Consider the following 18,053-nt stretch of genomic DNA (forward strand, 5'->3'; position numbering starts at 1 on the left):
CGAAGAGCGCCCCGCCCAAGGGTCCGGCCGACGAGCCCGGCACCCCGGCCGAGCCGTCCGCCACGGCGGGCGCGACCGGAACGGGAACAGGCGATCCGGACAGGGGCGTTCCGCACAGGGACGGTCCGGACGGGGACGGGCCGGACGGGGACGGTCCGGACGGGGACGGGCCGGAGGGAACCGGCGCGGGCGGGAACGCGGCGAGCGGCACCGGTGCGGCCCCGGGCGAGGCCACCGGCGGCCGCACGCCGGCGAACGGCGCGGCGTCCCGCGGCGTATCCGCAGACGGCCCCGCCGGGGCGGCCGGCCGGACGGACGGGGCCGAGGGGGCGGGCGCCTCGTCCGGCGCGGAGCACACCCCCGGCGCCGGGGCCCCCTCCGACGCCGGGAGTGGCGTGCACGGCATGGCGACCGTCACCGTGCCCGCCCACAACCCCCAGGGCCCCCAGGGGCCGCACCATCCGGGGGACCCGCAGCACACCCCGCCGTCCGGTCAGTGGGCGCCGCCGCCGGGGGGGCTGCCAGGGCCGGGCGGGCCGTACCCCGTCCACGCCGGCCCGGCCGCGCCGCATCCGGGCAAGCGGGGCCGGGGCGTGCTGCTCGGCGCGCTCGGCGTGGTCCTCGCGCTGGTCTCCGGCGGCGGCACGTTCCTCGCGCTCCAGGTGTTCGGTCAGGGCGGCGACGAGGGCGGGAAGTCCGGGCCCGGGGCGAGGCGGTCACCCACCGCCGACGGAGGCGGCACCGTCAAGAAGCCCTCCCCGAAGGACATCAGCAGCCCGGCCCCCGACGGCGCCCTGCCGAGGGGGTACCTCGGAGCCTGGCAGGGCACCGTCCAGGAGGCGGACGGCTCGACGATCACGCGGCGCTTCGAGATCCGGCAGGGGGACGAGGGCGAGGTGGTCGCGAAGACGTTCAACCTCCGTTCGGACATGCTGTGCGAGGGCGAGGCCACCCTCGTCTCGTTCGACGGGGGCGAGGCCGGTCTGCGGATCACCAGCCGCATCACCGAGAGCCACCCCGCCGACAACCCCTGCGTCCCGTACAAGGAGCAGACCCTCAGGCTGCACGCCGACGGCACACTGTCCTGGACGTATCCCGCCAGCTCCCTCTCCGCGAAGCTGCACCGGGTGGGGGACCCGGCGCGGCCGGTTCCCGGGTGGATGGCGGGGGAGTGGGAGTCCGCGGGCGCGAGCGGCGGGCGGACCCTCACCATCGGCCGGGGCCGGGCCGGTGAGGCAACCCTGCGGGTGCGGGACGAGGCGGACGGCGGGGTGTGCGAGTTCGAGGCCCAGCTCGCCGGCGCCGACGGGGACACGCTCTCGTACGGCCCGCAGACGATCGCCCACGACGGCACCGACTCCGGGTGCGGGACGTCCGGGAGCTACACCTCCACGGTCACCGCTGTGGGCCACGACCAGCTGCGGTTCACCATGGCGGGGGAGTCCGGGGGCATGGTCTTCCGCAGGGCCGGCTCCTCCTAGCGGTCCCCGCCCGTCGGCACCCTCACCCGTGACGGGTCGCCGTCGGGGGAGCTGAAGGCGAGCCGGGCGCCGTCCGGGTTGTGCTCGGCGTACAGCGGGTCGGCCGTGTCGACGACGACGGCGAGCTTGTGGCCCTCGGGCACGTCGTAGGCGGTGGAGAACAGCTCCAGGTCCACGGCGAACGGCTTGCCGGGGGCGCGGTCGTGGAAGGTGTACGGGGCGTGGGTGATCAGCTTGCCGGTGCCGAGGGGGCCCACGTCGTAGAGGTAGGCGTAGAAGGTGCCGCTCTTCGCGGTGCTGGTGACGGTGGTGTGCAGGGTGGCGGTGCCGCGCACCCGGGTCGCCTCGGCCTGGCGCGGTGACTCCCACACGGCGGCGCGGGAGCGCGGCAGCAGCGGCACGCTGACCACGGGCGGCAGCTTGAGGAACTGGTCGAGCAGGCCCGTCAGGAACAGGGTGCCGCCGTTGGCCCCCGAGTCCTTGCCGGCCGTCAGTTCCCTGCGCTCGTCCAGGGCGAGGGTCCGTGCGCCGGAGGGCACGTCCTTCCAGCCGGCGTAGCCCTCGTAGGCGCCGGTGGTACGGGACTTGAGCTGGACGGGCCGCTCGCCCTCGATCCCGTTCCGCTCGCCCTTGAGGTAGCGGTCGAACCAGCGGTGGGCGTGCGACCAGGTGTCGTTGGGCAGCCCGAGCAGTCCGGTGGCCTCCGCCGTGGCGTGGTCGCCGGGGCGGAACTCCAGCCGCTTGGGGCCGCGCAGCTTCTCGAAGAAGTCCGCGTACTGGTTGGGCGGGAAGATCGAGTCGCTCCAGGCGTTGCCGAGCATGACGGCGGTGCCGTTGGCGTTGATCTCCTTCAGGTAGGTCGCGGGGGAGCGCTTCTCGCCCCACGCGATCATCTCGTCCTCCTTGTCCAGGTTGGAGCCGAGGAAGTTCTTGAGGACCTGCCGCAGTTCGGGGCTGGGCCGGCCGGTCAGCTCGCCCGTGCCGCCGAGCAGCCCGGCCGCCTGGAGGTGCTGGGTGCGGCCGCTGTAGATGGACCCGATCAGGTCGGCCCATCCGCTGAGCGCGGTGACGGCCTTGACGCGCGGGTCGTGCGCGGCCGCCAGCAGGCTGATGCCCGCGCCGTAGGAGACGCCGCCCATGCCGACGCGGTCCTTGTCGGCGGGGGTGTGGGCCAGCGCCCAGTCGATGACCCGGGAGGCGTCGGCGATGTCCTCGGGGCCGCCGACCTCGATCTCGCCGCCGGACTGCCAGAAGCCGCGCGAGTTGTAGCTGACGACCACATAGCCGGAGTCGGCGAGCTTCCTGGCCTGCGCGAGGTACTCGATCTGCGGAGTGGCCCAGCTGGTGGGCAGCACGATCAGGGGGTACGCGCGGGCCGGGTGCTCGGCCGCCCCCGAGGGGAGGGCCACATTGGCCTTCAGGGTGATGCCGCCGTCGCCCTTGATGTCGACGAAGTCGACCCCCGCGGCGGAGGCGGCGGAGGCCGTGGAGGTCGTCGATGCCGTGGATGCCATGGATGCCATGGAGGCCGCGGAGGCGGTGGGCGCGGCGGGCTCCGCGCCGGTGGCCGGCGCGCAGGTGAGGGCGGTGGCGGCCAGTGTTCCGGCGAGGAGGACCGGGGCACAGCGCACGGAGGGGGGAACGGTGGTGGGGGAGGGGCGCATGCGGAGGCTCCAGAGGTCGGCGGCGGCCCGGCGATGGAAGTGACTGGAGAGTAAGCACGCGGGGCTACCAGAGGTAACCCGTCGGTAGGTTACGGACCAGTAAAAGAGTGGCCCTCCCCGCCGCCCCGCACGGGTTCTTGTCAGGTGCTCAGAGGGGGCTTACGGTCTCAATCTCACGTATATCTACGCGTGTCGAACAGGCTGCTGCCCTGACAAAGGAGCTGCTCATGCCCGACGTTGTACGTGCCGCGCTGGTGCAGGCGACATGGACGGGCGACACCGAGTCGATGATCGCCAAGCACGAGGAGCACGCCCGTGAGGCGGCACGCCAAGGCGCGCGGATCATCGGGTTCCAAGAGGTCTTCAACGCCCCGTACTTCTGCCAGGTCCAGGACCCCGGCCACTACCGCTGGGCGGAGCCGGTGCCGGACGGGCCCACCATCCACCGGATGAGCCGGCTGGCACGCGAGACCGGAATGGTCGTGGTGGCCCCGGTGTTCGAGGTGGCGGGCGCCGGCTTCTACTACAACACCGCCGCCGTCATCGACGCCGACGGCACCGTGCTCGGCACCTACCGCAAGCACCACATCCCCCAACTGGCGGGCTTCTGGGAGAAGTTCTACTTCCGGCCGGGCAACCTGGGCTGGCCCGTCTTCGAGACGGCCGTCGGCAGGGTCGGCGTCTCCATCTGCTACGACCGGCACTTCCCCGAGGGCTGGCGCGCCCTCGGCCTGGCCGGTGCCCAGCTCGTCTACAACCCCTCGGCCACCTCCCGCGGCCTGTCCGCCCACCTGTGGCGGCTCGAACAGCCCGCCGCGGCCGTCGCCAACGCGTACTACATCGCCGCCATCAACCGGGTCGGCACCGAGGACCTGGGCGACAACGACTTCTACGGCACTAGCTACTTCGTCGACCCGCGGGGGCAGTTCGTCGGCGAGGTCGCCTCGGACACCGAGGAGGAGCTGCTGGTGCGCGACCTCGACCTGGGACTGATCGACGAGGTGAGGCAGCAGTGGGCCTTCTACCGGGACCGGCGGCCCGACGCCTACGAAGGGCTGGTGCGGCCGTGAGCGCCCCGAAGCAGCCCCCGGCCGGCCCCGCCGCGCACGCCGCCGACCCGCACGCCGCCCTGCACGCCCGGCACCGCGCGGTGCTCCCCGACTGGCTGACGCTCTACTACGACCAGCCCCTGGAGATCACCCACGGCGAGGGCCGCCATGTGTGGGACGCGGAGGGGCGGCGCTACCTCGACTTCTTCGGCGGCATCCTCACCACCATGACGGCGCACGCCCTGCCCGAGGTCACCAAGGCCGTCGGCGAACAGGCCGGGCGCGTCCTGCACACCTCCACCCTCTACCTCAACCTCCCCATGGTGGAGCTGGCCGAACGGATCGCGGCCCTCTCGGGCATCCCCGACGCGCGGGTCTTCTTCACCACCTCCGGCACCGAGGCCAACGACGCCGCGCTACTGCTGGCCACCTCCTACCGCCGCTCCCACCAGATCCTGGCGATGCGCAACAGCTACCACGGCCGGTCCTTCTCCACCGTCGGCATCACCGGCAACCGCGCCTGGTCGCCCACCTCCCTCTCCCCCTTCCAGACCCTCTACGTGCACGGCGGGGTGCGCACCCGCGGCCCCTTCGCGCACCTGGACGACACGGAGTTCACCGCCGCCTGCGTCGGCGACCTGCGCGACATGCTCGGCCAGACCCGCGGGGACGTCGCCGCGCTGATCGCCGAACCGGTGCAGGGCGTGGGCGGGTTCACCTCACCGCCCGACGGGCTCTACGCCGCCTTCCGCGAAGTACTCGACGAACACGGCATCCTGTGGATCAGCGACGAGGTGCAGACCGGCTGGGGCCGCACCGGCGACCACTTCTGGGGCTGGCAGGCGCACGGCGCGGCGGGCCCGCCCGACATGCTCACCTTCGCCAAGGGCATCGGCAACGGCATGTCCGTGGGCGGCGTCGTCGCCCGCGCCGAGATCATGAACTGCCTGGACGCCAACTCCCTCTCCACCTTCGGCGGCAGCCCGGTCACCATGGCCGCCGCCAACGCCAACCTCGCCTATCTGCTGGAGCACGACCTGCAGGCCAACGCCCGCCGCGTCGGCGGCCTGCTGCTGGAGCGGCTGCGTGCCGCCGCCCTCCCCGGCCCCGGGCCGGGCGGCGCTCCAAGGCCGGGCGTCGTCCGCGAGGTGCGCGGACGCGGATTGATGATCGGCGTCGAACTGGTCGTCCCCGGCACCGACACCCCCTCGCCCGAGGCCGCCTCGCTGGTGCTGGAGGCGGCACGCGAGGGCGGCGTCCTCATCGGCAAGGGCGGCGGCCACTCCACGGCCGGCGTGCTGCGCATCGCGCCGCCGCTGACCCTGACCGTCGCCGAGGCCGAGGCGGGCGCCGCCGTGCTGGAGGCCGCCCTGCGCACCGCGGAGGACCGTCTGACGGGAGGCACCCGCGCATGACCACGACACTGATCACGGGCGGCCTCGTCGTCACCGCCTCCGACGAGACGCACGCCGACGTCCTCATCGAGGACGACCGCGTCGCCGCCGTCCTCCACCGGGACAGCGCCGCGGCCCGGTCGGTCACCGCCGACCGCGTCCTGGACGCCACCGGCCTCTACGTCCTGCCGGGCGGCGTGGACGGACACACCCATATGGACTTCCCGTTCGGCGGCACCTTCTCCAGCGACGACTTCGAGACCGGCACCCGCGCCGCCGCCTGGGGCGGCACGACGACCATCGTCGACTTCGCGGTGCAGACCAGGGGGCACGCCCTGCGGGAGGGCCTCGACCAGTGGCACGCCAAGGCCGAGGGGCGCTGCGCCGTCGACTACGCCTTCCACATGATCCTCTCCGACGTGAACGAGGGCACGCTCAAGGAGATGGACGCCCTGGTCGAGGAGGGCGTGACCTCGTTCAAGATGTTCATGGCCTACCCGGGCGTCTTCTACAGCGACGACGGGCAGATCCTCCGCGCCATGCAGCGCACCGCCGCCAACGGCGGGCTGACGATGATGCACGCCGAGAACGGCATCGCCATCGACGTCCTGGTCGAACAGGCGCTGGCCGCCGGCCGCACCGACCCGCGCCACCACGGCGAGGTGCGCAAGGCGCTGCTGGAGGCGGAGGCCACCCACCGGGCGATCCAGCTGGCCCGGGTGGCGGGCTCGCCGCTGTACGTCGTCCACGTCTCGGCCCAGCAGGCCGTCGAACAGCTCGCCGCGGCCCGGGGGATGGACCTCCCCGTCTTCGGCGAGACCTGCCCGCAGTACCTCTACCTGAGCACCGACAACCTCGCCGAACCGGACTTCGAGGGCGCCAAATACGTGTGCAGCACGCCGCTGCGGCCCCGCGAGCACCAGGCCGCGCTGTGGCGTGCGCTGCGCACCGACGACCTCCAGGTGGTCTCCACCGACCACTGCCCCTTCTGCTTCACCGGCCAGAAGGAGCTGGGCCGCGGCGACTTCTCCAGGATTCCCAACGGGCTGCCCGGCGTCGAGCACCGCATGGACCTGCTGCACCAGGCGGTGGTGGACGGCCACCTGACCCGGCGCCGCTGGATCGACCTGGCCTGCGCCACGCCCGCGCGGATGTTCGGCCTCTACCCGAGGAAGGGCACGCTGGCGCCCGGCGCCGACGCGGACGTCGTCCTCTACGACCCGCGGGCCCGCCAGACTCTTTCGGCGGAAACCCACCACATGAACGTCGACTACTCCGCCTACGAGGGCAGGACGGTCACGGGACAGGTCGTCACGGTGCTCTCGCGGGGCGAGACGGTCATCGACCGGCGCACCTACGCCGGACGCGCCGGGCACGGCCGGTACGTCCCGCGCGGGACCTGCCAGCTGCTCGGCTGACCCGGGCCGCCCACGGACCGAAGCGACCGCACTGCTGAACGAGGGGTCATGCCCATGGATTTCGGACTCGTCCTCCAGACGGATCCCCCCGGCTCCGCGACCGTCGCACTGATGCGCCGCGCCGAACGCAACGGCTTCCGCTACGGCTGGACGTTCGACTCGCCGGTGCTGTGGCAGGAGCCGTACGTCATCCACAGCCGCATCCTCGCCCACACCACGCAGCTGACCGTCGGCCCGATGGTCACCAACCCCGGCACCCGCTCGTGGGAGGTCACCGCCTCCACCTTCGCCACCCTCAACGAGATGTACGGCAACCGCACCGTCTGCGGCATCGGACGCGGCGACTCCGCGATGCGGGTCGCCGGACGCCCGCCCGCCACCCTGGACCGGCTCGGCCGGGCCATGGCGGCCATCCGCGATCTGGCCGAGGGCCGCGAGGCCGTGGTGGACGGCACGCCGCTGCGGCTGCCGTGGGTGCGCGGCGGGCGCCTGCCGGTGTGGATGGCCGCCTACGGTCCCAAGGCGCTCGCGCTGGCCGGGCGCGAGGCGGACGGGTTCATCCTGCAACTGGCCGACCCCGTGCTGACCGCCTGGACGGTGGGCGCCGTGCGGGAGGCGGCCGTCCAGGCCGGGCGGGACCCCTCACAGGTCACCGTCTGCGTGGCCGCGCCCGCCTACGTGTGCGAGGACACCCCGGAGGCGCTCGCGCACGCCCGCGAGCAGTGCCGCTGGTTCGGTGGCATGGTGGGCAACCACGTCGCGGACCTCGTCGCCCGCTACGGCGAGCACTCCGACGCGGTGCCCGCCGCGCTCACCTCGTACATCAAGGAGCGCGAGGGCTACGACTACGCGCACCACGGCCGGGCCGGCAACCCCGACACCGCCTTCGTGCCCGACGACATCGTGGACCGCTTCTGCCTGCTGGGCTCCGAACAGGCCCAGGTGGCGCGGCTGCGGGAGCTGGCCGGCCTCGGCGTGGACCAGTTCGCGCTCTACGCCATGCACGACGCGAAGGAGAGCACCATCGACGCCTACGGCGCGGCCGTCATCCCCGCCCTGGAAGCGCGGCCCTAGCGGGACCGCCCCGGCTGCTCAGCCGCCGTCCTGCTTCCGGAGGACCAGCGGCTGGTAGTCGGGGTGCTCGCGGATGTAGTGCGCGAAGTAGGGGCAGACCGGCGCCACCTTCTCGCCCGCCTCCTGCGCCGCCTCCAGGACGTGGTGCGAGAGGGCACCGCCCACCCCCCGGCCCTCGAACGCGGGCTCCACCTCGGTGTGCGTCACCGCGACGACGCCGGGCGCGCGCAGATAGTGCGTCACGCCCGCCAGGACACCGCCGACGCGGGCCTCGTAGCGGCTCTCGCCGGGGTTGTCCGTGATCTGGATGTGCTGCTGGTCGGGCATGCCGCTCACGTCCCGCTCACTCGGCCGCGTCGTGGAGCTGCGCGGTGAACCGCTCGGGCGGTACCGCCTCCCCGGCGCTGTCGAGCACGGCGACGGGACGGCCGCGGAAGACGACGGTGGGGGTGGCCGCCACCCCGCTCCGGTCGAAGGCGCGGCTGACCTGGCGCGCCCAGGTGTCGTAGACCCGTTCGCTCACCGCCTCGTCGAAGGAGTCGCCGCGCAGCCCGTCCACCTCGTTGGCCAGGCCCAGCAGCGTGCGTTCCTCGGCCAGGCCGTCGTGCTTCTCGGAGGGCTGGTTGCGGTAGAGCGTGCGCAGGTACGCCATGAACTGCGGCTGCCCCACATCGGCCGCGGCGCCCAGTGCCGCCAGCGCCCGGTGCGAGCCGTGACCGCCCAACTGGTCGTCCAGGAACGTGCCGAAGTGGTGGTGCAGCACGACCTCGCCCGTATCGGCGAGCCGCTGCGTCGTCTCGCCCAGCGCGTTCTCCATGCGCCGGCAGTAGGGGCAGCGCAGGTCCAGATACAGGTCGAGCACCGGCGGTCCCGGCTCTCCGGCCGCCGGCTGGGCACCGTAGACGACCGTCGTGCCGCCCTCGCCAGTCGTGTTCGCCGGGATCATGTGCCCAGCCTCACCCGGGGACGGGGCCCGGGCAACGGGGACGGGCCATTCGGGGCGGTCGCTCCCGCCTCGCCTCCGTCCGGCGGCACGTCCGCCGACGAACCGGTGCTCGGGGCGCGTGGCGTGTGCGGTCCGGATCACGAGGCGAACTGATCACGAGGCGAACTGATCACGAGGAGAACCGGATCGCGAAGCGGACCGGACCAAGGACTGTGTTGACTTGAACCCGACTTCAACTTGCAGGGTTGTTCTCACACGGCGCGCCCCGCGGGCGGCGCCGCCGCACCACACCGGAGCCCGCAAGAAGAGGAGCCAGCCATGATTCTCGTGACCGGAGCGACAGGAAAGGTCGGCCGGCATGTGGCGGCCCAGCTCGTGGCGGCGGGCACCCCCGTCCGCGCACTCGTCCGCGACCCCGGGACCGCCGTACTGCCCGAGGGGGTCGAGGCCCGGCGCGGCGACCTCACCGACCCCGCAAGCCTGGCCGCCGCCCTGGAGGGCGGCGTCGACGCCGTCTTCCTGATGTGGCCGCTCTCCGGCCCCGGCGGCGCGGCCGAGGTCGTCGCCACCCTCGCGGCACACGCCCGCCGGATCGTCTACCTGTCGGCCCGCGGGGTGCCCGAGCTGCCCGACGACGCCGAGCCGCCCCAGGACATCCTCGGCAACCACGCCGCGCTGGAGCGGCTGGTGCGCCGCTCCGGGGCTACCTGGACACTGCTGCGGCCCGGCGGCTTCGCCGGCAACACCCTCGAATGGGCCCCGCAGGTGCGCGCGGGCGGCCCCGTGCGCACCGCCTACCCGCAGGCGGCCCGCACCCTCGTGCACGAGGCGGACATCGCCACGCTCGCCGTCCGCGCCCTGCTCACCGACGACCTGGCCTCGGCCGCGCCGGAGCTGACCGGGCCCGAACTGCTCACCCAGGCCGAGCAGATCGCCCTCATCGGGGAGGTCCTCGACCGCCCCCTCGACGTGGAGAAGCTGTCCAGGCCGCAGGCCCGCGAGGACCTGCTGGCGGCCGGACTGCCGCCCGCGTACGCGGACGCCATCCTCGACGCGCACGCCGCGATGGAGACCGACCCCGAGACGGTCGCCGACGGGATCGAGGCCCTGCTGGGGCGGCCGCCGCTCACCTACCGGCAGTGGGTGGCCGACCACGCGGACGACTTCCGCTGAACGGGACGCCCGGCCCCGGGACCCGCGGCCCCCGGGGTCATGGCACCCGTGCCGTCCACTCCTCGCTGCTGTACCTGCTCAACGCGAGTTCCTCGGCGCGGGCCGTCTCCTCGGGGGTGACGTGCCCTTCGGTGAGGCCGTAGCGGGCGCGGAAGGAGGCGATCATGCGCTCGATGACCTCGGCGCGGGGCAGGCCCGTCTGGCGGCGCAGCGGATCGACGCGCTTCTTGGCGCTGCGGGTGCCCTTGTCGGACATCTTCTCCTTGCCGATGCGCAGCACGTCGAGCATCTTCTCGGCGTCGATGTCGTAGGACATGGTCACATGGTGCAGCACGGCCCCGTCGCCGCCGACCAGGCGCTTCTGCGCGGCCCCGGCGATCTTGCCCTCCTTGGAGGCGATGTCGTTGAGCGGCATGTACCAGGCCCTGATGCCCATGTCGCCGAGCGCGGCCAGTACCCAGTCGTCCAGGTAGGCGTAGGAGTCGGCGAACGAGAGGCCCGAGACGAGGGAGGCGGGGACGGAGAGTGAGTAGGTGATGGTGTTCTCCGCCTCGACGAACATCGCTCCGCCGCCGGAGATCCGCCGCACCACGGTGACGCCGTGCCGGGCCGCGCCCTCGGGGTCCACCTCGTTGCGCAGCGACTGGAAGCTGCCGATGATGACGGCGGGGGAGTCCCATTCCCACACCCTCAGGGTCGGGGGGCGGCGCCCCGCGGCGACCTCCTCGGTGAGGACCTGGTCGAGGGCCATGTGCAGGGCGGGGGACTGCGGCGGCTCGTGGATGAGCTGCCAGTCGTAGTCGGACCAGTCGGTCGCCCGGGAGAGCGCCCGGCGTACGGCGACGGCCACGGCCTCGGCCGTGACGCCGTACATCGCGGTGCCCTCCGGGAGCGCCGCCTGGATACGGGCGGTGAGCCCGGCCGCGTCGGTCTCGGCGGGGGCGCCCTCCAGCGCTCCGTCGATGGCGTCGAGGGCCTCGTCGGGTTCGAGGAAGAAGTCCCCCGCCACCCTCACATGGCGCAGCACGCCGCCCGTGTCCTTCGGGTCGTCGAGATCGACCACCACGAGCTTGCCGCCCGGAACCTTGTACTCCCCGTGCACCCCGACCGCCTACCTTCCGTATCTGGTCCGGCCGGGGTCCAACCATACGTCCGAGGCCAGCCGGCGCGACCGGCGCGTCCGGCTGACGAGCAGGAAGGTGGTCATGACGAGCGTGACGGCCTGCGCGACCACGGTGAGTCTCTTGTCGTCGAACCACACCGGCTCGTACATGTCGGGGAACGGCCCCAACTCGCCGACGTCCACGAAGGCATAGACCAGGAGCAGCGCGAGCCCGCCCGCGGACACCAGCCAGGCGAGCGCGTCGGAGAGCGGATGCCACCACACCAGTACCAGCAAGGCGGCCAGCGACGCCCCTCCCGCCTCGACGCGGAACAGGTCCCCCTGGCTGATGCCCGCGTCGACCCCGTCGTACCCGCCGGCCAGGGTGGCGTGGACGTAGGCGCTCACCCCCAGGCCGCCCGCCGCCAGCGCCCGGGCGGCGCCGGTGACGGCGCGGTAGGCCGGCCCGTGCGGCGCGGGCGGAGGGGTGGAACTGTTCGCGGTCATGGCCTCTCCCGCCGTCCGGTGCGACGATCCCCGTCCGTCAGTACCCGCCGTCGTGCTTCTCGGGGCTCTTGGGGGGCTTCTTGCCCTTGTGGGTGATCTTCTTTCCGGACGGGTCGAGGACGTACCACTTGGCGCCGAACTGGTCGAGCCCCTGCCCCTTGGTGGCACCGGCCTTGCTGTCGCCCTCGTAGCGGTAGAGCGGGTGGCCGTGGTAGGTGACCTGCCGGTCGCCGCCCTCGCGTTCGCCGGTGTCCAGCAGCTTCTTCTTGACGCCGTGGCCCGCCTTCGGCGCGGCCTTTCCCTTCACGACGACGGGGGGCCACGCCTCGGCGCAGCCCCCCGAACACTTCGAGGTGTTCTTCTTGTCCGCCTCGAACAGGTAGAGCGTCCGCCCGTGGCCGTCGACCAGGATCTTGCCCAGTCCGGTCGAGCGCACCGCCACGGTCGGCTTCTTCTGGGAGGCGGCCGGGGCCGAGGACGTCTTCCCCTCGTCGTCGGCGGAGCAGCTTCCCAGGGCGGCGGCACACAGCATGGCCGTCGCGGCGTACACGGCTGTCCGGGCGGGGTTCCTCATGGCGGCTTCCTCCGGGTCGCTACGGGGGGGCGGCCCGGGAGGGGGCCGCCCGACCAGCGCACCACGGCGGTCCGGTCCCGGCCACCCGGCCGGGGCCGTCCTGCGTATCCGCCCGGCCCCGGCGGCCGTCAGGCGGCGAAGCCGCCGTCCACCGCGAGCGAGGCCCCGGTGATCCAGCGTCCGCCGTCCCCGGCCAGATGGGCCACCGAGTCGGCGACCTCCTCGGGCCTCCCGTACCGCCCCAGCAGTGTGAGCGCCGCCTGGGCCTCCGCGCCCTCGCCGTCCGCCGGGTTCATGTCGGTGTCGACCGGGCCGGGGTCCACCTGGTTGACGGTGATGCCGCGGGGCGCCAGCTCGCGGGCCAGCCCCTTGGTCAGCCCCAGGACGGCGGCCTTGCTCATCGCGTAGAGCGTCATCCCGGGGAAGGGCACATGGGAGGCCACGCAACTGCCGATGGTGACGATCCGCCCGCCCTCGGACAGCCGCGCCGCCGCGGCCTGCGCCACCAGATAGGCGCCCCGGACGTTGACCTCCAGCACCCGGTCCAGCTCCTCGGTGCCCACCGTCTCCAGGAGGCCCTGGGCGCCGGTGCCCGCGTTGTTGACGAGGATGTCGAGCCGACCGAACGTGTCGGCCGCCCCCTCCACGGCCTGCCGCACCGACCGGGCGTCGGTCAGCTCGGCGCGGACGGTCCACGCGCGACCGCCGCGTTCCTCGATCTGTTCGGCCACCTGGCGGGCCCGGTCCGCGTGCGCCTGGTACGTCAGCGCCACGTCCGCGCCGTCCGCGGCCAGCCGCAGCGCGACGGCGGCCCCGATGCCCCGGCTGCCGCCGGTGACCAGTGCCGCCTTGCCGCTCAGCGGCCGGCCGGCGCTGCCGCCGCTGGTGGAGGCGGTCGCGGTGGAGGCGGCCGTGGTGGAGGCGGCCGTGGTGGAGGCGGTCGCGGGGGTGCGCGCCGAGGCGGTGCTCATGGCCGGTTCCTGTCTGTTCGTCGTCGTATCCCTTGCCATGCCTCGATGCTCGGGCCGCGCGCCCCCGGGTGCTGGCGCGATTCGGACGGCGCACTGGCGGTCGTGCCGGTTGCACCGGCTGGTACGGTGTACTGGACTGCGTGCCGTGACCCCGCGCGGCGCGACGAGGAGTGGGACGAACCATGGACACCACCGAGGAGTGGCTGAACGCCGCGAGCATCGACCCGGCGGTCGGCGAGCTGCGCCCGGACTACCGCGCGCTGCTGGTCGTCGCCGAGGACCTGCGGCCCGGACCCGGCGACGCCTTCAGCGAGGAACTGCTCGCCGAGGCCGAGGCCAAGGCGTGCGACCCCGAGCAGCACCCGCACGTCACCGCCTGGCGTGAGGCATTCCGCGCCTTCGGGGCCAAGCCCAAGCGCACCCGTCCCAGCGTCGACGCGCTGCTGCGCCGCGCCCCCGAGGGGCTGCCCCGCGTCGACCGCCTCACCGACGTCTACAACGCCGTCTCCGTCGCCCACGTCGTCCCGCTCGGCGGCGAGGACCTCGACCACTACTCCGGCCCCCTCCGCCTCACCCGCGCCGAGGGCACCGAGCCCTTCGCGCTGATGTCCGCCGGCGAGCCGGTGACGGAGCACCCGCGCGCCGGTGAAGTGGTCTGGCGCGACGACGAGGGCGTCACCTGCCGCCGCTGGAACTGGCGCCAGTGCGCGCGCACCAGGCTGACGACGGCCACCACACGCGCCGTCTTCATCCTCGACGCCCTCGCCCCCATGGACGACGCAGCCCTGACGGCCGCGGGCCGCGCCCTCACCGACGCCCTCACCACCGGCAGCCCCGGCGCCCGGACGACGACCCGCCTGCTGCGGGCGGCCTGACACCCGGCCAGGAGAAGCCCGCCCCGGCCTCCCCGCGCCGCCCGGCCCCGTGCTTCCATGGACAGGTGATCGACGACGAGCTGATGGCAGCGGTGGAAGAGGCGGTCCGCGAGACCGTGGACGCGGAAGTCGTGCCGCGCTGGCGGCAGCTCGCCGAGCACGAGATCACCGCCAAGAGCGGCAGCCACGACCTGGTGACCGTCGCCGACCAGCGTGCCGAGCAGCGGCTGTCCGAGAGGCTGCGCCGCCTGCTGCCCGGCTCCGCCGTGGTCGGCGAGGAGACGGTGCACGCCCACCCGGCCACGTACGGGGCGCTCACCGGCGAGGATCCCGTGTGGATCATCGATCCGATCGACGGGACCCGCCAGTTCGTCGCCGGCGACGAGGGCTTCTGCACCATGGTCGCGCTCGCCCACCACGGCGAGACCCTCGCGGGCTGGATCCACGCGCCCGCGCTCGGTCTGACCGCCACGGCACGCCGCGGCGGAGGGGCCCTGCTGGACGGGGAACCCCTGCACGCCGGATCCCCCCGGGAGGGCGAGCCGTTGCGCGTCGCCGTCTCGCACCCGGACTACACCGACGCGTCCCAGAAGCGGGCCCTGAGCGGGCTGCGCGGCGCGGTGGTGGAGGCCCGCTCCACCGGTTCGGCGGGCCTGGAGTACCTCGCGATCGCCCGGGGCCGCCTGGACGCCGTCGCCTACACCTGGGAGTCCGCCTGGGACCACGCCGCCGGGCTGCTGACCGTCACCGAGGCGGGCGGCGCCCACAGCACGGTGGACGGCGCCCCCTTCCGCCTCGCGGGCGGCAACGCGCTGCCCTTCACCGCGGCGCGTGACGGGGAGACGGCGCGGCGTATCGTGGGCCTCCTGCGCGACCAGAACGACTGAGCAGCGAGACCGAACCTACAGCGACTGCGACCCGCCTGACCGGGGCCGGACAGGCCGGGCGAGGGGAGCCACACGTGCCATCGATCCGGGACGCGGTCGTCGTGGGGGCCGGACCCAACGGGCTGACCGCCGCCGTCGAACTGGCCCGCCGCGGCTTCGAGGTGGAGGTGTTCGAGGCCAGGGGCACGGTCGGCGGCGGCGCCCGCACCGAGGAGCTGACCCTTCCCGGCTTCCGCCACGACACCTGCTCCGCCGTCCACCCCACCGGCGCCGGCTCCCCCGCCTTCCGGTCCATGCCGCTGGAGGAGTACGGTCTGGAGTGGCTGCACCCCGAACTGCCGATGGCGCACCCGTTCCCCGACGGCAGCGCGGCTGTCCTGTCGCGCTCGGTGGGGGAGACCGCCGCCTCGCTCGGGCCGCGCGACGCCGGTGCCTACCGCCGCCTGGTCGCGCCGTACCTGGGCCGCTGGGACACGCTGGCCGAGGACTTCTTCGGCTACGGCTCCGTCTTCAACGGCCGGCTCCCGCTCGACCCCGTCCAGCTGGTCCGCTTCGGCCTGACCGGGCTCCAGCCGGTCACCTGGTCGAAGATCCGCTTCCGGGACGCGAAGGGCCCCGCCCTGCTCGCCGGGATGGCCGGGCACGTCATCGCGCCCATGAACAACCCCTTCATGACCGCGCCCGCCCTCGTCTTCGCACTCGCCGGGCACGCCGTCGGCTGGCCGGTGCCGCGCGGCGGCTCACAGGCCATCTCCGACGCGCTGGCCGGCTATCTGCGCGCCCTGGGCGGCACCATCCACACCGGTACCGAGGTCAGGCGCCTGGACGAGCTGCCCCCGGCCCGCGCCTACGTCTTCGACACCTCCCCGACCGCCCTCGCCCGGATCGCCGGCCTGGGCAGCGCCTACAACGGCGTCCGCTACGGCGCCAGCCTCTTCAAGATCGACTACGCGCTGGACGGACCCGTCCCGTGGACGTCCCCCGAGGCGGCGCGGGCCGGAACCGTCCACGTCGGCCCGACGATCGAGGACATCGACACCGCGATGCGCGACGCGGTCGTGCGCGGCCGCGCCCCCGAGCGGCCCTTCCTCATCACCTCACAGCCCAGCCTGGTCGACCCCAGCCGCGCCCCGGAGGGCAAGCACGTCTTCTGGGCGTACGGCCACCTGCCCAACGGCTGGGAGGGCGACGCCACCCGGGCCGTCGAGGACCAGATCGAACGCTTCGCGCCCGGCTTCCGCGACCGGGTGCTGGCCCGCGCCACCGCGGGCCCGCCCGAGCTGGCCGCGCGCAACGCCAACTACGTCGGCGGGGACATCGCCTGCGGCTCGGCCGCGGGGCTGCGGCTGCTGATCAGGCCCAAGCTCAAGCGCGTCCCGTACGAGACCGCGCACCCCTCCGTCTACCTGTGCTCCTCCGCCGCGCCGCCCGGACCCGGGGTGCACGGCATGGCGGGTCACCACGCCGCCCGCGCGGTCTGGCGCAGGCTCCGCCGCAGAGGCTGAGCGGAGGAAGACGCGAGGACGAGGGGCCGGAGGGGGCGGGGACGTCCGGCCGGGCCCCGGCCCCATGGTCGCGGAACCGGTCGGACAGATAGGGTCCCCAAGGCGCGACTGCCTGTTCGAACAACAGAGAGACCCAGGGGCAGAACCATGACTACGACGGCGCGGACCACACCGGCGCGCGTGCTGATCGCCGCGGACAAGTTCAAGGGATCGCTGACGGCCGTCGAGGTCGCCGAGCACGTGACCGCCGGAATCCGGAAGGCCCGGCCCGAGGCGGACATCGAGGCCGTGCCGGTGGCCGACGGCGGTGACGGCACCGTCGCCGCGGCCGTCGCGAACGGCTTCACCCGCCACGAGGTCGAGGTCACCGGTCCCACCGGCGCGCCCGTCACGGCCGCCTTCGCGCTCCGCGAGGGCACGGCCGTCGTGGAGATGGCCGAGGCGTCCGGGCTCCAGCACCTGCCGCCCGGCGTCTTCACCCCGCTGACCGCCACCACCTTCGGCGTCGGCGAGCTGCTGCGGGCCGTGCTCGACGAGGGCGCCCACACCATCATCCTCGGCGTCGGCGGCTCGGCCACCACCGACGGCGGCGCGGGCATGCTCGACGCGCTGGGCGCCCGCCTCCTGGACCGGGACGGCGACTCCATCCCGTGGGGCGGCGGCGGGCTGCGCGAGCTGGTCTCCGCCGACCTCACGGACATGGATCCCCGCCTCAAGAACGTCGACGTCGTCCTCGCCAGCGACGTCGACAACCCGCTGACCGGCCCCAAGGGCGCCGCCGCCGTCTACGGCCCCCAGAAGGGCGCGGCCGACGAGGACGTGCGGCTGCTGGACGACTCCCTCACGCACCTGGCCGAGGTCCTCGGCGCGCAGGAGACCGCCGCCTCGCCCGGCGCGGGCGCGGCGGGCGGCATCGGCTTCGGCGCGCTCGTCGGCCTCCGGGCCCGCTTCCGGCCCGGCATCGAGATCCTCATGGAGGAACTGGGCGTCGAGTCCGCCATCGAGCGGGCCGACCTCGTGGTCACGGGTGAGGGGTCGCTGGACGAGCAGACCCTCCACGGGAAGGCCCCGGCGGGTGTCGCGGCCGCCGCGCGCCGCGCCGGCAAGCCCGTCGTCGCCGTCTGCGGACGGCTCGCCATCGGAGCCAAGGAGCTGAAGGCGGCCGGTATCGGCCGGGCCTACGCGCTCACGGACATCGAGTCCGACGTCCAGCGCTGCATCGCGGAGGCCGGTCCGCTGCTGGAGACCCTCGCCGGGCGCCTGGCCACCGAGCAGCTGTAAGGAGCACCAGCACCTCGGGGGGCGGCCGTGGAGGCGCCCTCCGGGGCTCCACGGGCCACGGAGCCCCTCACCCGTATCCGGTCTCTCGTATCCGTCCGTGCCGCTCAGCCCTGGGCGGCGGCACGTGCCTCGCGGCGGTTGTCGCGGAAGGT

Annotated in this window: 16 protein-coding genes and 1 pseudogene; 10 read left to right on the forward strand and 7 right to left on the reverse strand. The window is 73.9% G+C overall.

All coding sequences use genetic code 11. The features are described from left to right. A pseudogene (locus FM076_RS26605) lies at positions 1–1,481 on the forward strand (hypothetical protein); the annotation flags it as partial. Here the strand turns inward: FM076_RS26605 and FM076_RS26610 are convergent. After that, entirely contained in the window at positions 1,478–3,145 is a 1,668-nt protein-coding gene (locus FM076_RS26610) for an alpha/beta fold hydrolase (protein WP_173873428.1), read from the reverse strand. The pseudogene FM076_RS26605 and the gene FM076_RS26610 sit on opposite strands and share 4 nt — an antisense overlap. Positions 3,146–3,372: 227 nt before the next feature. Between FM076_RS26610 and FM076_RS26615 the strand changes: the two genes are divergently transcribed. The 4 genes from FM076_RS26615 to FM076_RS26630 are packed head-to-tail and all read left to right on the forward strand — an operon-like array spanning position 3,373 to position 8,080. Further along, positions 3,373–4,215 (forward strand): nitrilase-related carbon-nitrogen hydrolase, encoded by an 843-nt coding sequence (locus FM076_RS26615; RefSeq protein ID WP_173873429.1) that lies wholly within the window; start codon positions 3,373–3,375, stop codon positions 4,213–4,215. 59 nt (positions 4,216–4,274) lie between these two features. Beyond that, positions 4,275–5,609 carry an aspartate aminotransferase family protein gene (locus FM076_RS26620; protein ID WP_173875030.1) on the forward strand — a complete coding sequence of 445 codons (1,335 nt, stop codon included), beginning with the start codon at positions 4,275–4,277 and terminating at the stop codon, positions 5,607–5,609. Further along, the gene (hydA, locus tag FM076_RS26625) at positions 5,606–7,006 is read left to right on the forward strand and encodes a dihydropyrimidinase (RefSeq protein ID WP_173873430.1); all 1,401 of its coding nucleotides are present in this window, start codon (positions 5,606–5,608) and stop codon (positions 7,004–7,006) included. Before FM076_RS26620 ends, hydA begins: the two co-directional genes overlap by 4 nt. Before the next feature lie 54 nt (positions 7,007–7,060). Then, positions 7,061–8,080, forward strand: coding sequence for a TIGR03842 family LLM class F420-dependent oxidoreductase (locus FM076_RS26630; RefSeq protein WP_173875031.1), 1,020 nt, complete (start codon positions 7,061–7,063; stop codon positions 8,078–8,080). An 18-nt stretch (positions 8,081–8,098) separates the two neighbouring features. Here the strand turns inward: FM076_RS26630 and FM076_RS26635 are convergent, their stop codons facing one another. Further along, complete coding sequence (locus FM076_RS26635; protein WP_173875032.1) at positions 8,099–8,407, reverse strand: GNAT family N-acetyltransferase; 309 nt, start codon at positions 8,405–8,407, stop codon at positions 8,099–8,101. 16 nt (positions 8,408–8,423) lie between these two features. Then, positions 8,424–9,026 (reverse strand): DsbA family protein, encoded by a 603-nt coding sequence (locus FM076_RS26640; RefSeq protein ID WP_173873431.1) that lies wholly within the window; start codon positions 9,024–9,026, stop codon positions 8,424–8,426. Positions 9,027–9,344: 318 nt separating this feature from the next. On the opposite strand from FM076_RS26640, the gene FM076_RS26645 reads away from it, so the two are divergent. Beyond that, positions 9,345–10,199, forward strand: a complete 855-nt coding sequence (locus FM076_RS26645) for an SDR family oxidoreductase (protein ID WP_173873432.1) — start codon at positions 9,345–9,347, stop codon at positions 10,197–10,199. 37 nt (positions 10,200–10,236) lie between these two features. Here FM076_RS26645 and FM076_RS26650 read toward each other — a convergent pair whose 3' ends face one another. The 4 genes from FM076_RS26650 to FM076_RS26665 form a co-directional block, all read right to left on the reverse strand. Continuing rightward, the gene (locus tag FM076_RS26650; RefSeq protein WP_173873433.1) at positions 10,237–11,301 is read right to left on the reverse strand and encodes a lipoate--protein ligase family protein; all 1,065 of its coding nucleotides are present in this window, start codon (positions 11,299–11,301) and stop codon (positions 10,237–10,239) included. Positions 11,302–11,310: 9 nt separating this feature from the next. Further along, positions 11,311–11,808 carry a hypothetical protein gene (locus FM076_RS26655; RefSeq protein WP_173873434.1) on the reverse strand — a complete coding sequence of 166 codons (498 nt, stop codon included), beginning with the start codon at positions 11,806–11,808 and terminating at the stop codon, positions 11,311–11,313. 37 nt (positions 11,809–11,845) lie between these two features. Then, the gene (locus FM076_RS26660) at positions 11,846–12,382 is read right to left on the reverse strand and encodes a COG4315 family predicted lipoprotein (protein WP_173873435.1); all 537 of its coding nucleotides are present in this window, start codon (positions 12,380–12,382) and stop codon (positions 11,846–11,848) included. A 128-nt stretch (positions 12,383–12,510) separates the two neighbouring features. After that, the gene (locus FM076_RS26665) at positions 12,511–13,353 is read right to left on the reverse strand and encodes a 3-oxoacyl-ACP reductase family protein (RefSeq protein ID WP_173873436.1); all 843 of its coding nucleotides are present in this window, start codon (positions 13,351–13,353) and stop codon (positions 12,511–12,513) included. Between the two features lie 182 nt (positions 13,354–13,535). Here FM076_RS26665 and FM076_RS26670 point away from each other — a divergent pair, with 182 nt between their 5' ends. The 4 genes from FM076_RS26670 to FM076_RS26685 all read left to right on the forward strand — a co-directional run bounded on the left by FM076_RS26670 (position 13,536) and on the right by FM076_RS26685 (position 17,901). Continuing rightward, a complete protein-coding gene (locus FM076_RS26670) occupies positions 13,536–14,228 on the forward strand; it encodes a B3/B4 domain-containing protein (RefSeq protein WP_173873437.1) in 693 nt (230 codons plus the stop codon). A 65-nt stretch (positions 14,229–14,293) separates the two neighbouring features. Next, positions 14,294–15,115: an inositol monophosphatase family protein gene (locus tag FM076_RS26675; RefSeq protein WP_428815043.1), complete on the forward strand. Its 822-nt coding sequence runs from the start codon at positions 14,294–14,296 to the stop codon at positions 15,113–15,115. Between the two features lie 74 nt (positions 15,116–15,189). Next, positions 15,190–16,620, forward strand: coding sequence for an FAD-dependent oxidoreductase (locus FM076_RS26680; protein ID WP_173873438.1), 1,431 nt, complete (start codon positions 15,190–15,192; stop codon positions 16,618–16,620). Positions 16,621–16,767: 147 nt separating this feature from the next. Beyond that, positions 16,768–17,901, forward strand: a complete 1,134-nt coding sequence (locus FM076_RS26685; protein ID WP_173873439.1) for a glycerate kinase — start codon at positions 16,768–16,770, stop codon at positions 17,899–17,901. The last annotated feature ends 152 nt before the right edge of the window (positions 17,902–18,053 follow it).

Origin of the sequence: Streptomyces albus subsp. chlorinus, assembly GCF_013302895.1 — a bacterium.
Lineage (GTDB): Bacteria > Actinomycetota > Actinomycetes > Streptomycetales > Streptomycetaceae > Streptomyces > Streptomyces chlorinus.